General features: G+C 56.9%; 17 protein-coding genes and 1 tRNA gene. 9 read left to right on the plus strand and 9 right to left on the minus strand.

Annotated elements, in window-relative coordinates:
• Positions 1-98: 98 nt before the first annotated feature.
• Positions 99-401 (minus strand): putative quinol monooxygenase, encoded by a 303-nt coding sequence (locus J0X03_RS14845; RefSeq protein WP_033633403.1) that lies wholly within the window; start codon positions 399-401, stop codon positions 99-101.
• Between the two features lie 383 nt (positions 402-784).
• Between J0X03_RS14845 and J0X03_RS14850 the strand changes: the two genes are divergently transcribed.
• Together J0X03_RS14850 and J0X03_RS14855 are read left to right on the plus strand one after the other, a co-directional pair.
• Positions 785-2,098, plus strand: a complete 1,314-nt coding sequence (locus tag J0X03_RS14850; RefSeq protein ID WP_033642615.1) for an MFS transporter — start codon at positions 785-787, stop codon at positions 2,096-2,098.
• Between the two features lie 74 nt (positions 2,099-2,172).
• Positions 2,173-2,676 (plus strand): DedA family protein, encoded by a 504-nt coding sequence (locus J0X03_RS14855; protein ID WP_033642614.1) that lies wholly within the window; start codon positions 2,173-2,175, stop codon positions 2,674-2,676.
• A 220-nt stretch (positions 2,677-2,896) separates the two neighbouring features.
• On the opposite strand, the gene J0X03_RS14860 is transcribed toward J0X03_RS14855, so the two are convergent.
• Positions 2,897-2,972, minus strand: a tRNA-Arg gene (locus tag J0X03_RS14860).
• Between the two features lie 350 nt (positions 2,973-3,322).
• On the opposite strand from J0X03_RS14860, the gene cycA reads away from it, so the two are divergent.
• Positions 3,323-4,723, plus strand: coding sequence for a D-serine/D-alanine/glycine transporter (gene cycA / locus J0X03_RS14865; RefSeq protein WP_033642613.1), 1,401 nt, complete (start codon positions 3,323-3,325; stop codon positions 4,721-4,723).
• A gap of 50 nt (positions 4,724-4,773) precedes the next feature.
• Here cycA and J0X03_RS14870 read toward each other — a convergent pair whose 3' ends face one another.
• Entirely contained in the window at positions 4,774-5,697 is a 924-nt protein-coding gene (locus tag J0X03_RS14870) for a DMT family transporter (RefSeq protein WP_123061568.1), read from the minus strand.
• A gap of 67 nt (positions 5,698-5,764) precedes the next feature.
• On the opposite strand from J0X03_RS14870, the gene J0X03_RS14875 reads away from it, so the two are divergent.
• Positions 5,765-6,340: a helix-turn-helix domain-containing protein gene (locus tag J0X03_RS14875; RefSeq protein ID WP_033642611.1), complete on the plus strand. Its 576-nt coding sequence runs from the start codon at positions 5,765-5,767 to the stop codon at positions 6,338-6,340.
• 117 nt (positions 6,341-6,457) lie between these two features.
• The gene (locus tag J0X03_RS14880) at positions 6,458-6,925 is read left to right on the plus strand and encodes a helix-turn-helix domain-containing protein (protein ID WP_033642610.1); all 468 of its coding nucleotides are present in this window, start codon (positions 6,458-6,460) and stop codon (positions 6,923-6,925) included.
• On the opposite strand, the gene J0X03_RS14885 is transcribed toward J0X03_RS14880, so the two are convergent.
• Positions 6,909-7,832, minus strand: coding sequence for a LysR family transcriptional regulator (locus J0X03_RS14885; RefSeq protein WP_160204162.1), 924 nt, complete (start codon positions 7,830-7,832; stop codon positions 6,909-6,911). The genes J0X03_RS14880 and J0X03_RS14885 overlap by 17 nt on opposite strands.
• A 68-nt stretch (positions 7,833-7,900) precedes the next feature.
• On the opposite strand from J0X03_RS14885, the gene J0X03_RS14890 reads away from it, so the two are divergent.
• From J0X03_RS14890 to J0X03_RS14905, 4 genes are all read left to right on the plus strand, one after another.
• Entirely contained in the window at positions 7,901-8,518 is a 618-nt protein-coding gene (locus J0X03_RS14890; protein ID WP_033642607.1) for a LysE family translocator, read from the plus strand.
• A gap of 78 nt (positions 8,519-8,596) precedes the next feature.
• Entirely contained in the window at positions 8,597-9,196 is a 600-nt protein-coding gene (gene wrbA / locus J0X03_RS14895) for an NAD(P)H:quinone oxidoreductase (protein ID WP_033650699.1), read from the plus strand.
• Positions 9,197-9,436: 240 nt separating this feature from the next.
• Positions 9,437-9,751 (plus strand): hypothetical protein, encoded by a 315-nt coding sequence (locus tag J0X03_RS14900; RefSeq protein ID WP_016928271.1) that lies wholly within the window; start codon positions 9,437-9,439, stop codon positions 9,749-9,751.
• A 189-nt stretch (positions 9,752-9,940) separates the two neighbouring features.
• On the plus strand, positions 9,941-10,741 hold the full coding sequence (locus tag J0X03_RS14905; protein WP_033650698.1) for a DNA/RNA non-specific endonuclease: 801 nt from the start codon (positions 9,941-9,943) through the stop codon (positions 10,739-10,741).
• A 74-nt stretch (positions 10,742-10,815) separates the two neighbouring features.
• Here J0X03_RS14905 and J0X03_RS14910 read toward each other — a convergent pair whose 3' ends face one another.
• The 5 genes from J0X03_RS14910 to J0X03_RS14930 all read right to left on the minus strand — a co-directional run bounded on the left by J0X03_RS14910 (position 10,816) and on the right by J0X03_RS14930 (position 16,369).
• Entirely contained in the window at positions 10,816-11,253 is a 438-nt protein-coding gene (locus J0X03_RS14910; protein WP_197665001.1) for a helix-turn-helix transcriptional regulator, read from the minus strand.
• A 169-nt stretch (positions 11,254-11,422) separates the two neighbouring features.
• Entirely contained in the window at positions 11,423-11,947 is a 525-nt protein-coding gene (locus J0X03_RS14915) for a hypothetical protein (RefSeq protein WP_049866670.1), read from the minus strand.
• Positions 11,948-12,083: 136 nt separating this feature from the next.
• Positions 12,084-13,148 (minus strand): fimbrial protein, encoded by a 1,065-nt coding sequence (locus J0X03_RS14920; RefSeq protein WP_004928073.1) that lies wholly within the window; start codon positions 13,146-13,148, stop codon positions 12,084-12,086.
• Positions 13,149-13,163: 15 nt separating this feature from the next.
• Entirely contained in the window at positions 13,164-15,659 is a 2,496-nt protein-coding gene (locus J0X03_RS14925; RefSeq protein WP_047572019.1) for a fimbria/pilus outer membrane usher protein, read from the minus strand.
• A 14-nt stretch (positions 15,660-15,673) separates the two neighbouring features.
• Positions 15,674-16,369, minus strand: coding sequence for a fimbrial biogenesis chaperone (locus J0X03_RS14930; protein WP_033644245.1), 696 nt, complete (start codon positions 16,367-16,369; stop codon positions 15,674-15,676).
• Positions 16,370-16,423 lie beyond the last annotated feature (54 nt).

Below are 16,423 nucleotides of genomic sequence, written 5' to 3' on the forward strand. Positions count from 1 at the left end.
ATTCCTAGAGAATGAAAATCATTATCAGCCTATTTTTTAATCACAACAAGATAGTGTTGAGAAGCCATTGACCCCGCCCCCTGCGGGGATTTTTTCGCCTATTTATCGCCTGTTTCAGGGAACGCCTGCATAAACAGGAAGGTGCAAGGCTTGCGCTGATACTGATTGATCTGCGGCACCAGCCGGGTGAAATGCTCGGTCTGGCAATGCACTTCGAGAGCCGCGCGATCCGGCCAGCTTTCGATAAAAATAAAGTGCCCGGGATCCTGCTGGTCAATGCACAGTTCATAACTGATGCACAGCGGCTCCTGCCGGGTTTTCTCCACCAGCTCGCGATACCACGGCATAACGGTGTCAATGTGTTCCGGGTGAATGAAATCTTCAGCAATGACCTTCAGCATGTTGCGCTCCTGCGTTCTGTTGTGCCGCGCTTCACCTTATCGCCCTCCCTCGCGAGATGAAAGCGCCACTCTCCCGTGTCTGTCATCGGGTTCCCAATTCGGTGATAGCGCACACAGATCTCGATCAAAGCGCTTGAACGCCTCCTGGCCCTGTGTGAACTTTAAATTAACAAAAAAGCAACACACCATTCACCATGGTGATATCTGTACCGATATGCCGACGCAATACGTGGCGTTTTTTTCGCCCCCAAAGGCCTGACCATTAGTCCTTTAGACCTTTAAGGCTCACGCAGAAAAGCCATGTCATCGCCGCATGATGGGCCACGGCGCCAGGACGGTCCTTATGACCGACGTTTATCATTCTCAGAAAAGAGGTTACGCCAGTGAATCACGCCACCTATGCCGCTCCAGCGCTCAACGCCGCCATCCGCAAAACCTGGCGCAGACTGGTACCATTGATGTTCGCCATGTACTTCATTGCGTTTATCGACAGGGTCAACGTCGGCTTTGCCAAAGACGCGATGGCCATCGATATCGCGCTGTCGCAATCCGCCTTTGCGCTGGGCGCGGGGATATTCTTTGCCGCCTATGCGCTGTTCGGCATTCCGGCCAACCTGTTGATGAATCGCTGGGGCGCCAAACGCTGGCTCAGCGCCACCACCGCGCTGTGGGGGGCATTGTCGGCCTGTACCGGGCTGGTGGCCAACGAGCAGCAATTTATTGTCCTGCGCTTTCTGCTGGGGATCGCCGAAGCTGGCTTTTACCCCGGCATCCTGCTGCTGGCGTCGATCTACTTTCCCAATAAGGTGCGCGCCTCGGTCATTGGCATTTTCGTGCTTGGCGTACCGGCGGCCCTGACGCTCGGCTCACCGCTGTCGGGGGCATTGCTGGAGATGCACGGCGTGTTGGGCAAGCCCGGCTGGTTCTGGATGTTCGTGCTGGAAGGGTTGCCGGCCGTCGTCCTCGGCGTCTTCGCCTTTTTCTATCTCGACGATAGCCCAGGGCAGGCCCGCTTTCTGACCGAGGAAGAACGTAATGCGCTGGTCACACAGCTGGCCGCTGAACAGCAGCGTACCGAAACCAACAGCGTTAAAGCGGCGATGAGAAGCGGCAAAGTTTGGCATCTGGCGTTGATCTACGGCACCCTGCAAATCGGCGTATACGGCCTGATGTTTTTTCTGCCGTCGCAGATCGCCTCGCTGATGGGCACCCATCTCGGCTTCAAGGCCTCGTTGGTGGCCGCCATTCCCTGGGCATGCTCCGCGCTTGGCGTCTATTTCCTGCCGCGCTATGCCGACAGAAAAACCGCCAGAAGATTGCCGATCGCCGTTGGCTGCATGGTCGCGGCAGCGCTGGGGTTGGTCGTCTCTTCCTATGCCGGCCCGTTGCTCGCTATCGTCGCCCTGAGCTGTTGCGCAGTCAGTTTTCTGGCGGTACAACCCATTTTCTGGACGTTTCCCGCTCAGTTGCTCACCGGTCCGGCGCTGGCGGCCGGCATCGGTTTTTGCACCACGCTCGGCGCCGCATTCAGCTTTTTAGCCCCGCTGATCCGCACTGAGGCGGAACAGCGTTTTCACAGCCCGCATGCCGGGCCGCTGGTGCTGGCCGCCTTTTCGCTGCTGTGCGCCGTGCTGCTAGGGGCGCTCAGACATCGGCATGCTGAGGCACGCAAGCAAGACGCAGAGATAACCGGATAGCGACGCGTTATTTAGCCATTATTGAACCTGCGGATGGGACACTGACAGTCAGCCCTCTCGCCCACAGGTGTTAAATGGATGAATTGACGCACATTATCGCCAAATACAGCCCGGAACCGGAGATGTTGCTGCTGCTGATTTTCCTGTTCGCGCTGGGAAAATCCGTGATCGTGGTGTCCTCCGTCCTGCCGCCTGCCTCGGTGACGCTGCTGATGGGCATCCTTGCGGGCAAACATGCGCTGCCGATCGGCGCGGTTTGGGCGGCCATCGCCCTTGGCGCGGCGTTGGGCTCAATCCTGTCTTTCCACTGCGGCGCACTGCTCTGCCGTCGCGATCTTGGCCGCCGGCTGCCGGCACGCTTTCACGCCCCACTGCGCAAAGCGCAACGTTCCTTGCAAAAGCGCGGGCTGCCGCTGCTGTTCGCCTCGCGTTTTCTGGCGGTGATGCGTTACACCGTGCCGCTGATGGCCGGCATGCTGCAACTGCCGGCGAGGCACGTCTATGCCACCGCCGCACTCTCAGCCGCCGTTTGGGCACTGCTCTTGATGTCGGCCGCGCATGTGTTCCCCGTTTCTTGACCTGAAAGATTCTTGGGCAAATGCCCCATCCCTGCGCCGACGTTGCGCCAGCGCACAGCCTCCCTTGCCGTATAAAGTACGGTGCAACATCGCAGTTTGCGCCAGATCACCTTTCTGAACATCAGTCGAAAAATGCGAATTTTTTTGCAGAATACGCGCTTAAAACGGCGCCATGAGGGCACGATCAAAGAAATGTCTGAGCGTAACACGCTGATTTGGTTGGCGGGCCGTACAGGGGGCGAACCTCTGTCTCGTTGATTAGGCGTCAACGGCTCATCCGCCTGAGCTAACGGCCCAACGAGATAAATCGCCCTTCTTGTCAGCCTCGCTGTCGAACGCTTACACCCATTACTTTTTCTCATGCGAATTTTACAACCCTTTGTTTAATCAACGAGATAAGCCGCATAAGGTCTGTTAATCCCACCGTTTGAAGAGTAATCTTCCGCTCCCTGAACGTCCGATTTGCCTCCTCTCGTGTAAAGATTGATCGACTTTTATCCCGCGTATAAATGTTGTAAACATGTTGCACAAAGGTGGCGTTATTGCACTACCTTACTAAAGCCGGACCAACCGGATAAATGTATAAAAAAGAGCCACTTCAGAGCTCACGACTTCACTAATGACAGGTAAAACAGGACATCATCAGATGGTAGATCACTCTAAAATAGCGACTGACGCGACGCCCGCCTCAGAAGATCATCTACGGCGAAACCTCACTAACCGACATATTCAACTGATCGCCATCGGCGGCGCCATCGGCACCGGTCTGTTTATGGGTTCCGGTAAAACCATCAGCCTGGCAGGCCCTTCGATCATCTTCGTGTACATGATCATCGGCTTTATGCTGTTCTTCGTGATGCGCGCCATGGGCGAGCTGCTGCTGTCCAACCTGGAATACAAATCGTTCAGCGATTTCGCCGCGGATCTGCTCGGCCCGTGGGCCGGCTTCTTCACCGGCTGGACCTACTGGTTCTGCTGGGTGGTCACCGGCATCGCCGACGTCGTGGCGATCACCGCCTACGCCCAGTTCTGGTTCCCTGAACTGTCGCAGTGGATCGCTTCGCTGCTGTGCGTGCTGTTGCTGCTCGGCCTTAATCTGGCGACGGTGAAGATGTTCGGCGAAATGGAGTTTTGGTTTGCGATGATCAAAATCGTCGCCATCGTCGGGCTGATCGTCGCCGGGTTGGTGATGATCGCCATGCAGTTCCAGTCGCCGACCGGTACCGTAGCCTCGTTCACCCATCTGTGGAATGACGGCGGCATGTTCCCGAAAGGCATCAGCGGTTTCTTCGCCGGCTTCCAGATCGCGGTATTCGCCTTCGTCGGCATTGAACTGGTGGGCACCACCGCGGCGGAAACCAAGGATCCGGAGAAGTCACTGCCACGCGCCATCAACTCGATTCCGATCCGCATCATCATGTTCTACGTGTTCGCCCTGATCGTCATCATGTCGGTGACGCCGTGGAGCTCCGTGGTGCCGGACAAGAGCCCGTTCGTTGAATTGTTCGTGCTGATTGGCCTGCCGGCCGCGGCCAGCGTGATCAACTTCGTGGTACTGACCTCCGCCGCCTCCTCCGCCAACAGCGGGGTGTTCTCCACCAGCCGCATGCTGTTCGGGCTGGCGCAGGAAGGCGACGCGCCGAAATCGTTCGCCAACCTGTCCAAGCGCGCGGTGCCGGCCAACGGCCTCACCTTCTCCTGCATCTGCCTGCTGGGCGGCGTGGTGCTGATTTACCTGATCCCGAACGTGATGACGGTCTTCACCCTGGTGACCACCGTGTCGGCGATTCTGTTCATGTTCGTCTGGACCATCATCCTGTGTTCGTATCTGGTCTACCGCAAACGGCGCCCGGCGCTGCACCAGAAATCGATCTACAAAATGCCGGCCGGCAAACTGATGTGCTGGGTGTGCATGGCGTTCTTCGTGTTCGTGTTGGTGCTGTTGTCGCTGCGCGAAGACACCCGTCAGGCGCTGATCGTCACCCCGCTGTGGTTCATCCTGCTCGGCCTGTCTTACGTGTTCCTGCGCAAGAAGAAAACCGCGTGATGCAAAAAGGGGCGGATATCTCCGCCCCTTTGCTCTTTTTTGCCTCTGCGCTAATCCGCTTCCGTCGCCACCGCCGCTTTCCCCTTGCGCCGTACGCGCAGCTCGCTGACCACCACCCCGATCACAATCAACGCGCCCCCCAACAACGCGACGCCCGGCAAACGCTCACCGGCGAGCCGCCCGACGATGCCCGCCCAGACCGGTTCGCCGGCGTAGATCACCGTAGCACGCGTGGGTGAAACGCTGCGCTGCGCCCAGTTCATGGTCAGCTGAATCAACGCGCTGGCCAGCCCCAGCCCAATGGCGCTGTACAGCAGGTAATCCGAATACGGCGGCGGCGATTCGCCGGTCGGCACCATCATCAAAAATGAGGCCAGCGAGGCGGTCGCCAGCTGCACAATGGTCACCCGGCGGATATTCACCTTGCCGGCGAAGGCGCCGATCAGAATGATCTCTGCCGCCATGCCCAGCGTGCCGGCCAGCGTCAGAATTTCGCCGAGGCTCAGCGACATGTCCGTGCTGCTCGGCGCCGCCAGCAGCATCAGACCGGTAAAGGCCAGCAGAATACCGATCCACGACATGATGCCGGGGAACCGCCCCAGCACCAGCCATTGCAACAGCGGCACGATCGGCACGTACATGGCGGTGATGAACGCCGATTGGCTGCTGGTAATCGTCTGCAGACCGACGGTTTGCATGCTGTAGCCGAACATGATCGCCAGCCCGATAAGTACGCCCGCCTTCAGTTCATACAGGGTCAGGCCGCGCAGCACGCGCAGCGAAAACAGCGTCAACGCCAGCGTGGCGGTGGCGAAACGCAGACCGACGAAAAAGAACGGCCCGCTGACTTGCATCGCGTGATGCACGGCCAAAAAGGTGCCGCCCCAGATCATGGTGATGAAAATCAACACCGCTTCCGGCAACCTGATTTGCGGAACCACGGCGGAAATAAAGGATTTTTTTGCTACTGACACCGGCTTGCCCTTCCTGCTGAGTGCAATATAATGCACAGATCCTGCCAGTATGAGATAAAGTCCGGCGATGAGCAATACGGCGCATAACGCGAAAACCGATCCCCCCAAAGTGCTGCAGTACCTGAGCAGCAATCTGCGCGGCTACCGCCAACAGGCGGGCCTGAGCCAGATGGCGCTGGCCGAACTTTCCGGCGTCAGCCGCCGCATGCTGGCGGGCATCGAGGCCGGCGATCGCAACGTCAGTCTGGCGGTGCTCGACAAGATCGCCGCCGCCCTGGCGATTTCGTTCACCGATCTGATTCAGGCGCCAGAGGCTCGCGGCAGCCATCTGGTAGGCGAGTTGGCCTGGCAAGGCGCACAGCCGGGCAGCCAGGCGCTGTTTGCCGCCAGCGTGCCGGCGCGCCAACGGGCCGAGCTGTGGGAATGGACGCTGATGCCAGGCGAGCGCTACGACTCGGCGCCGGACGCCGAAGGCTGGAGCGAAATGATCTACGTGATTGCCGGCACCCTGACGCTGGAACTGGAACAAGGCACGCTGACGCTCAGCGCCGGCGCCACGCAAACCTTCAACAGCGATCAGCGCTACGCTTACGCCAACCACGGCGATCTCCCGCTGCGCTTTATCCGCAACGTCGCCTTCTGACTGCCCGCCGGCCCGCGCCGGCGGCGGATGTCGTGTCGCTGTCGTGCCGCTGTCGTGGCGCCGCTACCCCGCGCCACCTACACTGGATGACAGTGACAGCGAACTCGGGAGTGCACCATGCAAAAGTACCGCATCAGACCATTACGCCTGGAAAAAGGCTGGTCGCAGGAGCAGTTGGCGGCCATCGCCGGCCTCAGTACCCGCACCGTACAGCGGATTGAAAACGGCGAACAGGCCAGCCTGGAAACCTTGACCGCGATCGCCGCCGCGCTGGGCGTGCAGGTCAGCGATCTCAACGCGCCGCCGCAGACACCGCAGGAGGAGACGCCTGAGGCGCAGCGCCTTCGTCGCCAGGTTGCGGCAGAGGGCAAGCTGCTGAGCATGGCGGTGCGTTTCGCCGTCATCGGCGCGATATTGCTCGCTGTCAACGTCTTTACCCACCCGCACTATCTCTGGGCGCTATGGGCGATCGGCGGCATGAGCCTCGCGCTGATCATGCGGGCGGTACGTACCCTGCTGCTGCGCAACGTCTTCAGCCGCTGGCAGGAACAGCGGCTGGCGCAAAAACTCAGGCGCCTGCCGTGAGCGTTAGCCACTCGGCCAGCCGGGCCAACGCGCTGCCCGGCACGATAGGCTGCAGCGACAGCAGGTAATAGCCGCTGCCGTCGGGCGTAAAACCGAACGGCGCGCTCAACAAGCCGGCGGCCAGATCGTCTCGCACCTGCAGCCATGGGCCGATTGCGATACCAAGGCCGGCTACCGCGGCCTGCAGGCTGAAATAGAAATGGTCAAAGCGCTGTTCCGGATGCCCCGCCAATGTCCCCCCCTGCTGATGCGCCCAGTGCCGCCAGGCATCCGGCCGGGTCGCGGCATGCAGCAGTTTGGCGCCCGGCAGCAAAAGCCGCCGTCCGTCCACAGAGGCCGTCAGCCTCGTCAGCGCCTCGGGTTGGCACACCGGCCCGACCTTTTCATTGAACAGCGCCAGGCTATGCGCCTGCTTTCCCCAATCGAAGTCATTGCGCCGGATCGCCGCCGTGATGCCGTCATGGAACGAAAACGGACCGCCGCCCGCCACCAGCTGTAAGTTGATGTCCGGGTGCGCCCGCTGAAAAGCCGGCAAACGCGGGATCAGCCAACGCATCAATAAGGTCGGTTCACAGGACAAGACCAGCGGCGCATTGAGCGCCTGCTGGCGCAGCTCCAGCGCGGTATGGTCCAGAATGCCGAAGGCCTGCTGTGTCGCCTGAAACAGCTTGCGGCCCGCCGCCGTGAGCAGTACCCGCCTATGGCGGCGCTCAAACAACGCCACGCCCAATTCCTCTTCCAGCGCCCTCACCGCCCGGCTGATGGCGCCATGCGTCAAATTCAGCCCCTGCGCCGCCTGGGTGAAACTTTCCAGCCGCGCGGCGGCCTCGAAACAGCGCAGCCCGCCCAACGGCAATGGCCTGGCTCTATTGCGTGAGTTTTTCTCACCGATATCGTCACTATTCATCGTTTGTCACCGAGAAAAATTACTCTTATAAATCAGTCACTCTATTGATAAACATCGCAAGGATAACTATGACTGAACTCATCGCTGTCGTCACCATTACTTTACTCGCTGTAATCAGCCCCGGGCCGGATTTCGCCATGGTCTCGCGCAACAGCCTGCTGCTCTCCCGCCGCGCCGGCATCTTCACCGCCTGCGGCATTGGCGCCGGCGTACTGATCCATGTCAGCTATACGCTGATTGGCGTCGGCGTGTTGATCCAACAGTCGCCCTGGTTGTTTAACCTGCTCAAAGGCATCGGCGCCGCCTACCTGATCTACCTTGGCTTTACGCTGCTGCGCAACGCAACCCATCACGACGCCGCGCCCACCACGACGCCGGCCGCCATCAGCGATCTCGCCGCCCTGAAAACCGGCTTTCTCACCAACGCGTTAAACCCGAAAACCACCATCTTCATCGTCAGTCTGTTCATGCAGGTGGTCTCTCCCCACACCGCGCTCGGCGTACAGATCGGCTATGGCCTCTTTATCGCCGCCGTCCATGTATTCTGGTTCGCCGCCGTCGCGCTGCTGTTTTCCGCGCCGGGCGTCAATGCGCGCTTTTTGCGTTTGCGCCGCGGCATCGATCGCACCTTTGGCGGGCTGCTGATTGTCTTTGGCGCCCTGTTGGCGATCGCCGGCATCAGGTAACGCCACGACGCCAAGTTCGTCATTCGCTTCTATGCTTATCAGGGGTTTTTGTTAATCATCTGAGCGGGAGTACGAAACATGACGAAACTGTTGGTGCTTTATTACTCAATGTACGGCCACATCGAACGCCTGGCGCAGGCGGTGGCCGAAGGGGCGAATCGGGTCGATAACGTGGACGTAACGGTCAAACGCGTGCCGGAAACCATGACGCCGGAAGCCTTCGCCAAGGCCGGGGGCAAACAACACCAGCAGGCGCCGGTCGCCACCCCGCAAGAGCTGGCGGACTATGATGGCATTATCTTCGGTACGCCAACCCGCTTCGGCAACATGGCCGGACAGATGCGCACCTTCCTCGATCAGACCGGCGGCCTGTGGGCTTCCGGCGCGCTGTACGGCAAGGTGGGCAGCGTCTTCTCCTCCACCGGCACCGGCGGCGGCCAGGAGCAAACCATCAGTTCGACCTGGACCACGCTGGCGCACCACGGCTTCATCATCGTGCCGATCGGCTATGCGACGCCGGAGCTGTTTGACGTTTCGCAGGTGCGCGGGGGCACCCCCTATGGCGCGACCACCATCGCCGGCGCCGACGGTTCGCGACAGCCGAGCAACGAAGAGCTGACCATTGCCCGCTATCAGGGCGAGCACGTGGCGAAAATCACCGCCAAGCTGAAAAGTTAGTTAATCGCCCTCCTGCACCCGTGATTCAAAGGGCCGCGCATTCGCACGGCCCCATCTTGTTGCCGACCCGCCGCAAGGTTAGAATGCCCCTCCCCCGGCCATTCAGCGTCTGAAGGCCAGGCCCGAATTCGTTCTGCCCGTCGCTCATCGGCTTTCAGCCCGAGGACGGGCGTTCTGTTTTTTGCGCACAGCGAAGGGAATAAGTCAGTGTCTAAAGATTTTGATGAACTAATAAGAGACATGGATCTTATTATTGAAAATGTAGACAGCTTCAAAGCTCTGGCTCCGCGCGCGCCCGAGCCGGCTCCGGCCCCGCCGCCGCCGGTTCATCACTACGACTCGTTCTGCGAAAACATCGCGTTGAAAGTGGTATTGAAGGTGCTGCTGTCTTCGGTGGACAAGATAGTCAAAGTGCAGATCGCCAACAAGGTCGAGCAAGAGATCGCCCAAATTGAGCAGCAGGTGGTGCGCGCCGGCGGCGGGCCGGTATCACCGGACGATCTGGCGCAGATGACGCACTACGTTCGCCGCACGGTCAACGACCTGCTGGAATAACCCCCTTTTGAAACGGCGTCTGTTGGACGCCGTTTTTATTTCTGCCGACTTTAACGTGCGGTATCGCTGTACCATGACTGACACATTCACAACATGAATGTGTTGCATTGTTGTATTCGTTTCACTGCGATAAGTTTAATTTACTGTAAATATATACAGTATTTTTTTTAACTTATTGAGGATATGAATATGCGCTTTAACAACAAGATGTTGGCCCTGGCCGCCCTGCTGTTCGCCGCACAGGCGTCGGCCGAGACGCTCGAATCTATCGACAACTGCGCGGTTGGCTGCCCGACCGGCGGCAGCAGCAATGTGTCGATCGTGCGTCATGCTTATACGTTGAACAATAACAGCACCACCAAATTCGCCAACTGGGTGGCCTATCACATCACCAAAGACACGCCGGCCAGCGGCAAGACGCGCAACTGGAAAACCGACCCGGCTCTCAATCCGGCAGATACCCTGGCCCCTGCCGATTACACCGGCGCCAACGCGGCGCTGAAGGTCGATCGCGGCCATCAGGCGCCGCTGGCCTCGTTGGCCGGCGTTTCCGACTGGGAATCGCTGAACTACCTGTCCAACATCACGCCGCAAAAGTCCGACCTGAACCAGGGCGCTTGGGCGCGGCTGGAAGATCAGGAGCGCAAGCTGATCGATCGCGCAGACATCTCTTCGGTCTATACCGTGACCGGGCCGCTGTATGAACGCGATATGGGCAAACTGCCGGGCACCCAGAAAGCGCACACTATCCCCAGCGCCTACTGGAAGGTGATTTTCATCAACAACAGCCCGGCGGTGAACCACTATGCCGCTTTCCTGTTCGATCAAAACACGCCGAAGGGCGCCGATTTTTGCCAATTCCGCGTGACGGTGGACGAGATCGAGAAACGCACCGGCCTGATCATCTGGGCTGGTCTGCCTGACGACGTACAGGCTTCGCTGAAGAACAAGCCCGGCGTTCTGCCGGAGTTGATGGGCTGCAAAAACTGACGGAAAAACCCGCTTCGGCGGGTTTATTTTTACTCGGGCATCAGACGGCGCTCACTCCGCCAACGGCATCACGCTTACACTCGCTCATCCGCCGCAACAATAAATTGGTGAAAACGTTCGATTTCCAATTTACGCATGGCGTTCATTTTATGCTGGCTGACGGTTTTCTCGGAAATGCCCAACGCCTTAGCGACGCCGGTATTCGGTTTTCCCGCCAGCAGCATGGCCAACACCGAAAGCTCGCGCGGCGACAGGCTCTGCCCTTTGCAGCTCGCGGTGAACATTTTTATTGCCTCAACGAACGTCGTAAGACCGATGTTTTTTTTCAGGCAGTTAAAATTCGCCAGTCGCGGCGTTTCCACGCCGGTTAAGACGATCGTATTGTCAGGCCTGTCGACAATATGCGATAAGAAATTCATAACCCGACAGATAGACGAGAAAGAGACGATGACCACTTCTGCATGACAATACATGGCATGTAATCCACGGCGTGCAGATGAATGCAGACCCATAACTTCAACGCCCTCCAACGACATTAAGATCTGCGATATGCCATAGAATAAATAGTAATCATCAGAAAATATAGCCACTCGCACAGGATCACCCCATTGCTATTTGTCATGGGCGCGTTTTTAACAACGCCCCCATGGCAGTCATGTCAATTAACTTTATTGGTCCGACTTACTTAAGTGAAGAACATAATGAGATCAGCAATGCGGACAGCGATGAAAGATATTTTTCATCCAAATTCATAATGCCATCTTCACTGTATTTCACGTTATTATCTAGAATTTCATGAATACTCTCGACGGCGCATACGGCATCCTTCCAAACTACGCGCCGACCGAAAGGCGAAGCGCCGAGATATTGCGCGCTTTGGCGAAAACCAACGATAAAGTCGCGCAATATATCGAGCACAATCAATACTTCCTCCCTGCTGACACACCGCTTCATTTGCACTTTATCCAGGAAAACGCTGAGCGTGCTTTGTAAGGAAAACAGGTTCTTGAACAACCCGCCGGCGATATCCTTCGGTGTTTTCACGCTGGTTGATATGACAAAAGGGAGCTCTCCATGCTGCGAGATATATTGATAAAGCCCATTTATCGCCGTCGTCGGCTTAATATCCAAACCGCGAAGAATGACGTCAACCTCATCTTTTAGCGATTTTTCCACTTTGACACCGATCTGGATTTGTTCCGTCATACAATTCATCCTCAACATAGAGATCCGGATTAAACACCAATATTATTCAAGCAAATAATATTCGCCACCAATTACCATGTTAAGATTTTTCTTATATGTGGCAACCTGTTTTTTATTATTAAAAATAACAAAAGAATTATTTATATATAATGTTAAGCGTAGCCGATGTGTTAATTCCCCCGCTGCTCATTGCGGTGGGGCTGTAAGGATAATAATAGGCCGCCATGCCGATGGAAAATTGTGCATCCAAGGCATTGCCGGTTCCCACGTGAAATAATGAAGTCGCCGCGCCTGGCGTCACGCTGGAAAGCGACAGCGTGACGGGATTATTCGGCGAAGCCGTCTTGACCAGCCGGATGCCAATGCCTTTTGCCGCCTCAGCGCTTTTATCAATCAAAACCGTATTATCCGAAGACAACAGATTATTGCTGGATAAAAACATATTGATATCCCGATCGGCCGTGCCGCCACTTTGCCGATTCTGGCAGCTGAAATTCAGCGTAAAGGGCGTCAGGCCATTTTGCGCCCCCTGAGTAATCTGCGATATCCCCAGCGTCGGCAACTTCACCGCCAGGCCGGCATTGTCGAAAGTGCAGGTCGTCATCTTGGGCGCATACTTGATGGTCATCGGCTGCCCGTACATGTCGCGCTGATCGTAAGGCCAATTGAAACCGTTGAGCAGCCAGGTCAAAATCTTCACCAACTGCTTGGCGGGCCACAAAATGATCTCCAGCAAGGACATCCCGCTCAGATCGGTCACGAACATCACGTCCTTAAGGCTAACCGTGTCGCCGGGTATCGATGTGCCCGTCTTGCTGACCAGACTGAAACGAATATTCATCGGCTGATTCAATTCCGAAGCGGAGTGCGATCCCCAACCGCTAAGTTTTTTGTTGGCGATGTCGTTGGTTATTTCCGCGCGTATCCAATATTTACCGTTGTTGAATCCCAGAATGGTCGCCTTTGTGCTGTCGGTTGACAGGATGCGCGTATAGCCGAATTCGCTGCTCGAGGTTGAACAACTGAATGAACCGCTGTATTGCGTATAAAAACTGCCTTCCCAGACCGGGGTTTTATCGCTGAGCTTATCCGACAAATCGACGTAGATAGGCGGCGCATATTGGATGCCGTTGCCGTAGCATGAAGCGTAACTGTAACCGCTGAACAACAGGGACAGGGTCAGTGCGAGTATCCTGAGCATGGTGTAATTATCCTTTTATCGACATGTGTTGGCTGCGCTGTCCATCGAGATTTTCGGGCGTTCAATCTTGCAGACACCGTCATTCAGCCTGACCTCCAGTGACGTTGGCTGCTGCTCCACCCGCAGATACAGGACGCTGGCCTGCCCGACGAAGCCAATGGCATGCCCGCTTTGATCCGCCACCTCCGCACCAAATGGCAGGGGCTTATTGCCGGGCTTAAAGGCGCGCAGCGTATAAGGCCGACGCCGATCGGTTTCGAATCTCAAATAGTTGACGGCGCCGGCATAGGGCACGCTGTTGGCGATATTGCCGACGATCTCGGCGCCGGAACTGTTGCCGGTATCCGACAATGTCACGGAGTTTTGCCGGTAAGGCGTGGCGTAAGGCACCAAAGCCAGCCCTTCGTCGTTAGTGACGATGCTCTCGTCGCCGTTCACCATCAGCCCTTTGGCCTTGGGCGCGTCCACCACCATCATGGTGTTGCCCATTTCGTTGGACGCCAGCAAATGCCAAGGGATCGCCACCAGGCTGCCGCGGGCGCTCATGCCCAACTGTCGATAGTCTGATGATTCACTGTAGGAGCCGCCGACGGTCGTCGCGTTGGCGCGATAGGCGGCATTCACGCTCGCCATGCTGTTGCCGCCGCTTTGATTGCTGCCGGCAAGCGCATAACTCAGACGGTTTGATTCCAGCGCATTGCCGCTCAGGCTCAGCGAGCTTTGCTGATAGTGCGAATCGGTGGCGGATAAGCTGGTGCTGAGATAGGCATTGTTGTCGAACATCGACAACGGCACGCTCAGAGAGAGATAAAACCGCGTCTCTTCTTTGCGATCGGAATTTCTCACGCGACTCGCGGAAATGTTGTAACTGACGCGCGCGAAGGCATTTGAATACCCGAGCTGGTATTCCCGGCTTTTATTCGTATCCGACCAATAGTCGCGCTGGGTGCCGGAGAAATAGAGCGTGCCCCACCCGTCTGCGAGCCTCTGATTTAGGTTCAAATTGAAGGTATTGCGCGGACGAGCGGCGCGAACGGCGTCCCAGGTATTCAAATCCAGCGGGGCAAGCTCATCGTCATCCCGATCGTTCCAATAATCGTGAAAGCGCTTGTCACGCTCGCGGTAGCCTTGATGGGTGTAGATGGCATCGTTGAAACTGTAATAACCTTTGGTCGAATAACGGTAAGCCGCCAGCGTGAAGTTGGTTGCGGTAGCGTCCAAAAACTTGCTGTAGGCGATCCGAAAACTTTGCCCATTCTCGTTGCGATCCTGCAAATGCGTCGAGGCCTGAGTCACATCGACGGATACCGCGCCGAACGGCAGATTCCAGCCACTGCCCAGCAGCCAGGCGCGATAGTCCTCGCTGAGGATCGTACCGGCGTAACCGGTGACCAGATTATTGAAGCCGTACTGCAGCGTGCCCTGCACGAAAGCGGGCGCATAGTCGGTATCCGCCTGATTGACCTTACCGGCCACCAGGCCGTATTTGCTGACGCCCTGCTTCAACATGTTGGGAACGGCGGAAAACGGCACGGTAAAGGATTGTTCCCGCCCGTCGGCTTCCCTGACCACGACCAACAGATCCCCCGCAGAACCGGTCGGCAATATATTGTCCAGCGTAAAGGCGCCCGGCGGCACGTTCTCCTGATAGATGAGGTTGCCGTTTTGCAATACTTTCACCAGGGCATTGCTCTGCGCCACGCCCCGTACTATCGGCGAAAAGCCCTGCTGCGAATTGGGCCGCATGTTGATATCCGAGGCTAAAGCGCCGCCCCGCACCCGAATCGAGTCGAACAAATCACCCGGCGAATAGAAATCGCCCATCGTCAGGTTCGATTTGATGGCGGCGAAGCCACGCTGCACATAGCGAGTATTATTTTGCCAATCGCTGCCTTGCCGCGAACTGCTGCGGAAATTGCTGCTGTCTCTGAATTGCCAACCCGCCAGATTGACCCCCGATTCCAAACCGGTATAGAAATCGTCGTTTGACGCCTTGTCGCCCTGCAACGACTGCACGTGGTAATAGGTGGCGTTATAGGCCAGCAGCAGCGCAGGCACGCCGCGATCCCAAAATTTGGCGTCAACATAGCCGGCCTCTGCACGAATCACTCGCGACTGGGGCACCGTCAGCTTAAGGCTCAACGTCCCCACATCGAAGTCCGCCCTTCCTCCTTGCACCAACGTTTGGACGGGGATCGGCCCCTTGTCCACCCCGATGGACAAACGACTCATATCGATGCCCAACAGGGCGGCGTCACGATGGGCGATGCGAATATCGCCTTTATGTTCGCCGAACTGCAACGAGAACCGCCCTTTCCAACTCTGGTTGACATACACGTCGACCGTTTGCGTGCCTGCCGGCATGTCATTATTGAGGTAAAAACGCGACAGATCGGATTCGCTGGACGCGCCGGCCAATAGAGAAGTGTCGAATTTCATCGCCGATGCTTTATTTAACGGTATGAATACAGATGCGGTCAGTATCGAAAGCAATTTTAGTTTAAGCTTCATGGCCGTTCTTCACGTTAGCGGGCTGTAATGGCTTTAGATTTATAAGCCCCCAGGTCGTCGATATAGAGCAGGGTGTAGGGAATATTCCGGCTCACGCCAACTTTGGTCGGGGCAAAGAGGCTGGAATATGGCCCGACCATCACTGAATCGACCAACAGATTCTTTTTGCCTTTCTGATCAACATTGGCCAACGTAAAATAGTAAGGGCCTTTGTTGATAACCTTAAATCCCTTCCCCGCCGCCTGGAGTTCAATGAAGTCGGTGATGTTATTGACACTGCCGGTTAACCCTGCCGGGCGATAAAATAGCTTGATGCGTGATTTGATGGCTAATTGCAGCGTATTGACGCCCTGCAAATTCTCCGGCGTAGGCGGGATATCCAGCACATTCAAATAAAATACCGACTCACGATCGCCGGGAAGCGCCGCGTTCATTTTTTGTATGCGTAATTGCTGGCCATTATTTCCGGCAACTTTCACAACCGGCGGGGATAACAAGAACGGCACGTTTGCCGTTTCAGGCGTCGAGTTTATATCACCGTCATCAATCCATGCCTGCACCAGTGCCGGATCGTCACCATTGTTGACTAACTGAACGATAACATCCTTGTTTTTTTCCGGATAAATAACGCGCGTTCCATTAATTACAATATTGGCATCGGCGCAAAAGCTGCTGAGAAACAATCCAGCAAAGATTAAGCACTGTTTCATAGTCACCCCAGAAGCCAGGCCTTTGCCTTGGGCGCAGGCCTGGCTTAATTGCAA

The organism is Serratia ureilytica, from assembly GCF_017309605.1.
GTDB lineage: Bacteria > Pseudomonadota > Gammaproteobacteria > Enterobacterales > Enterobacteriaceae > Serratia > Serratia ureilytica.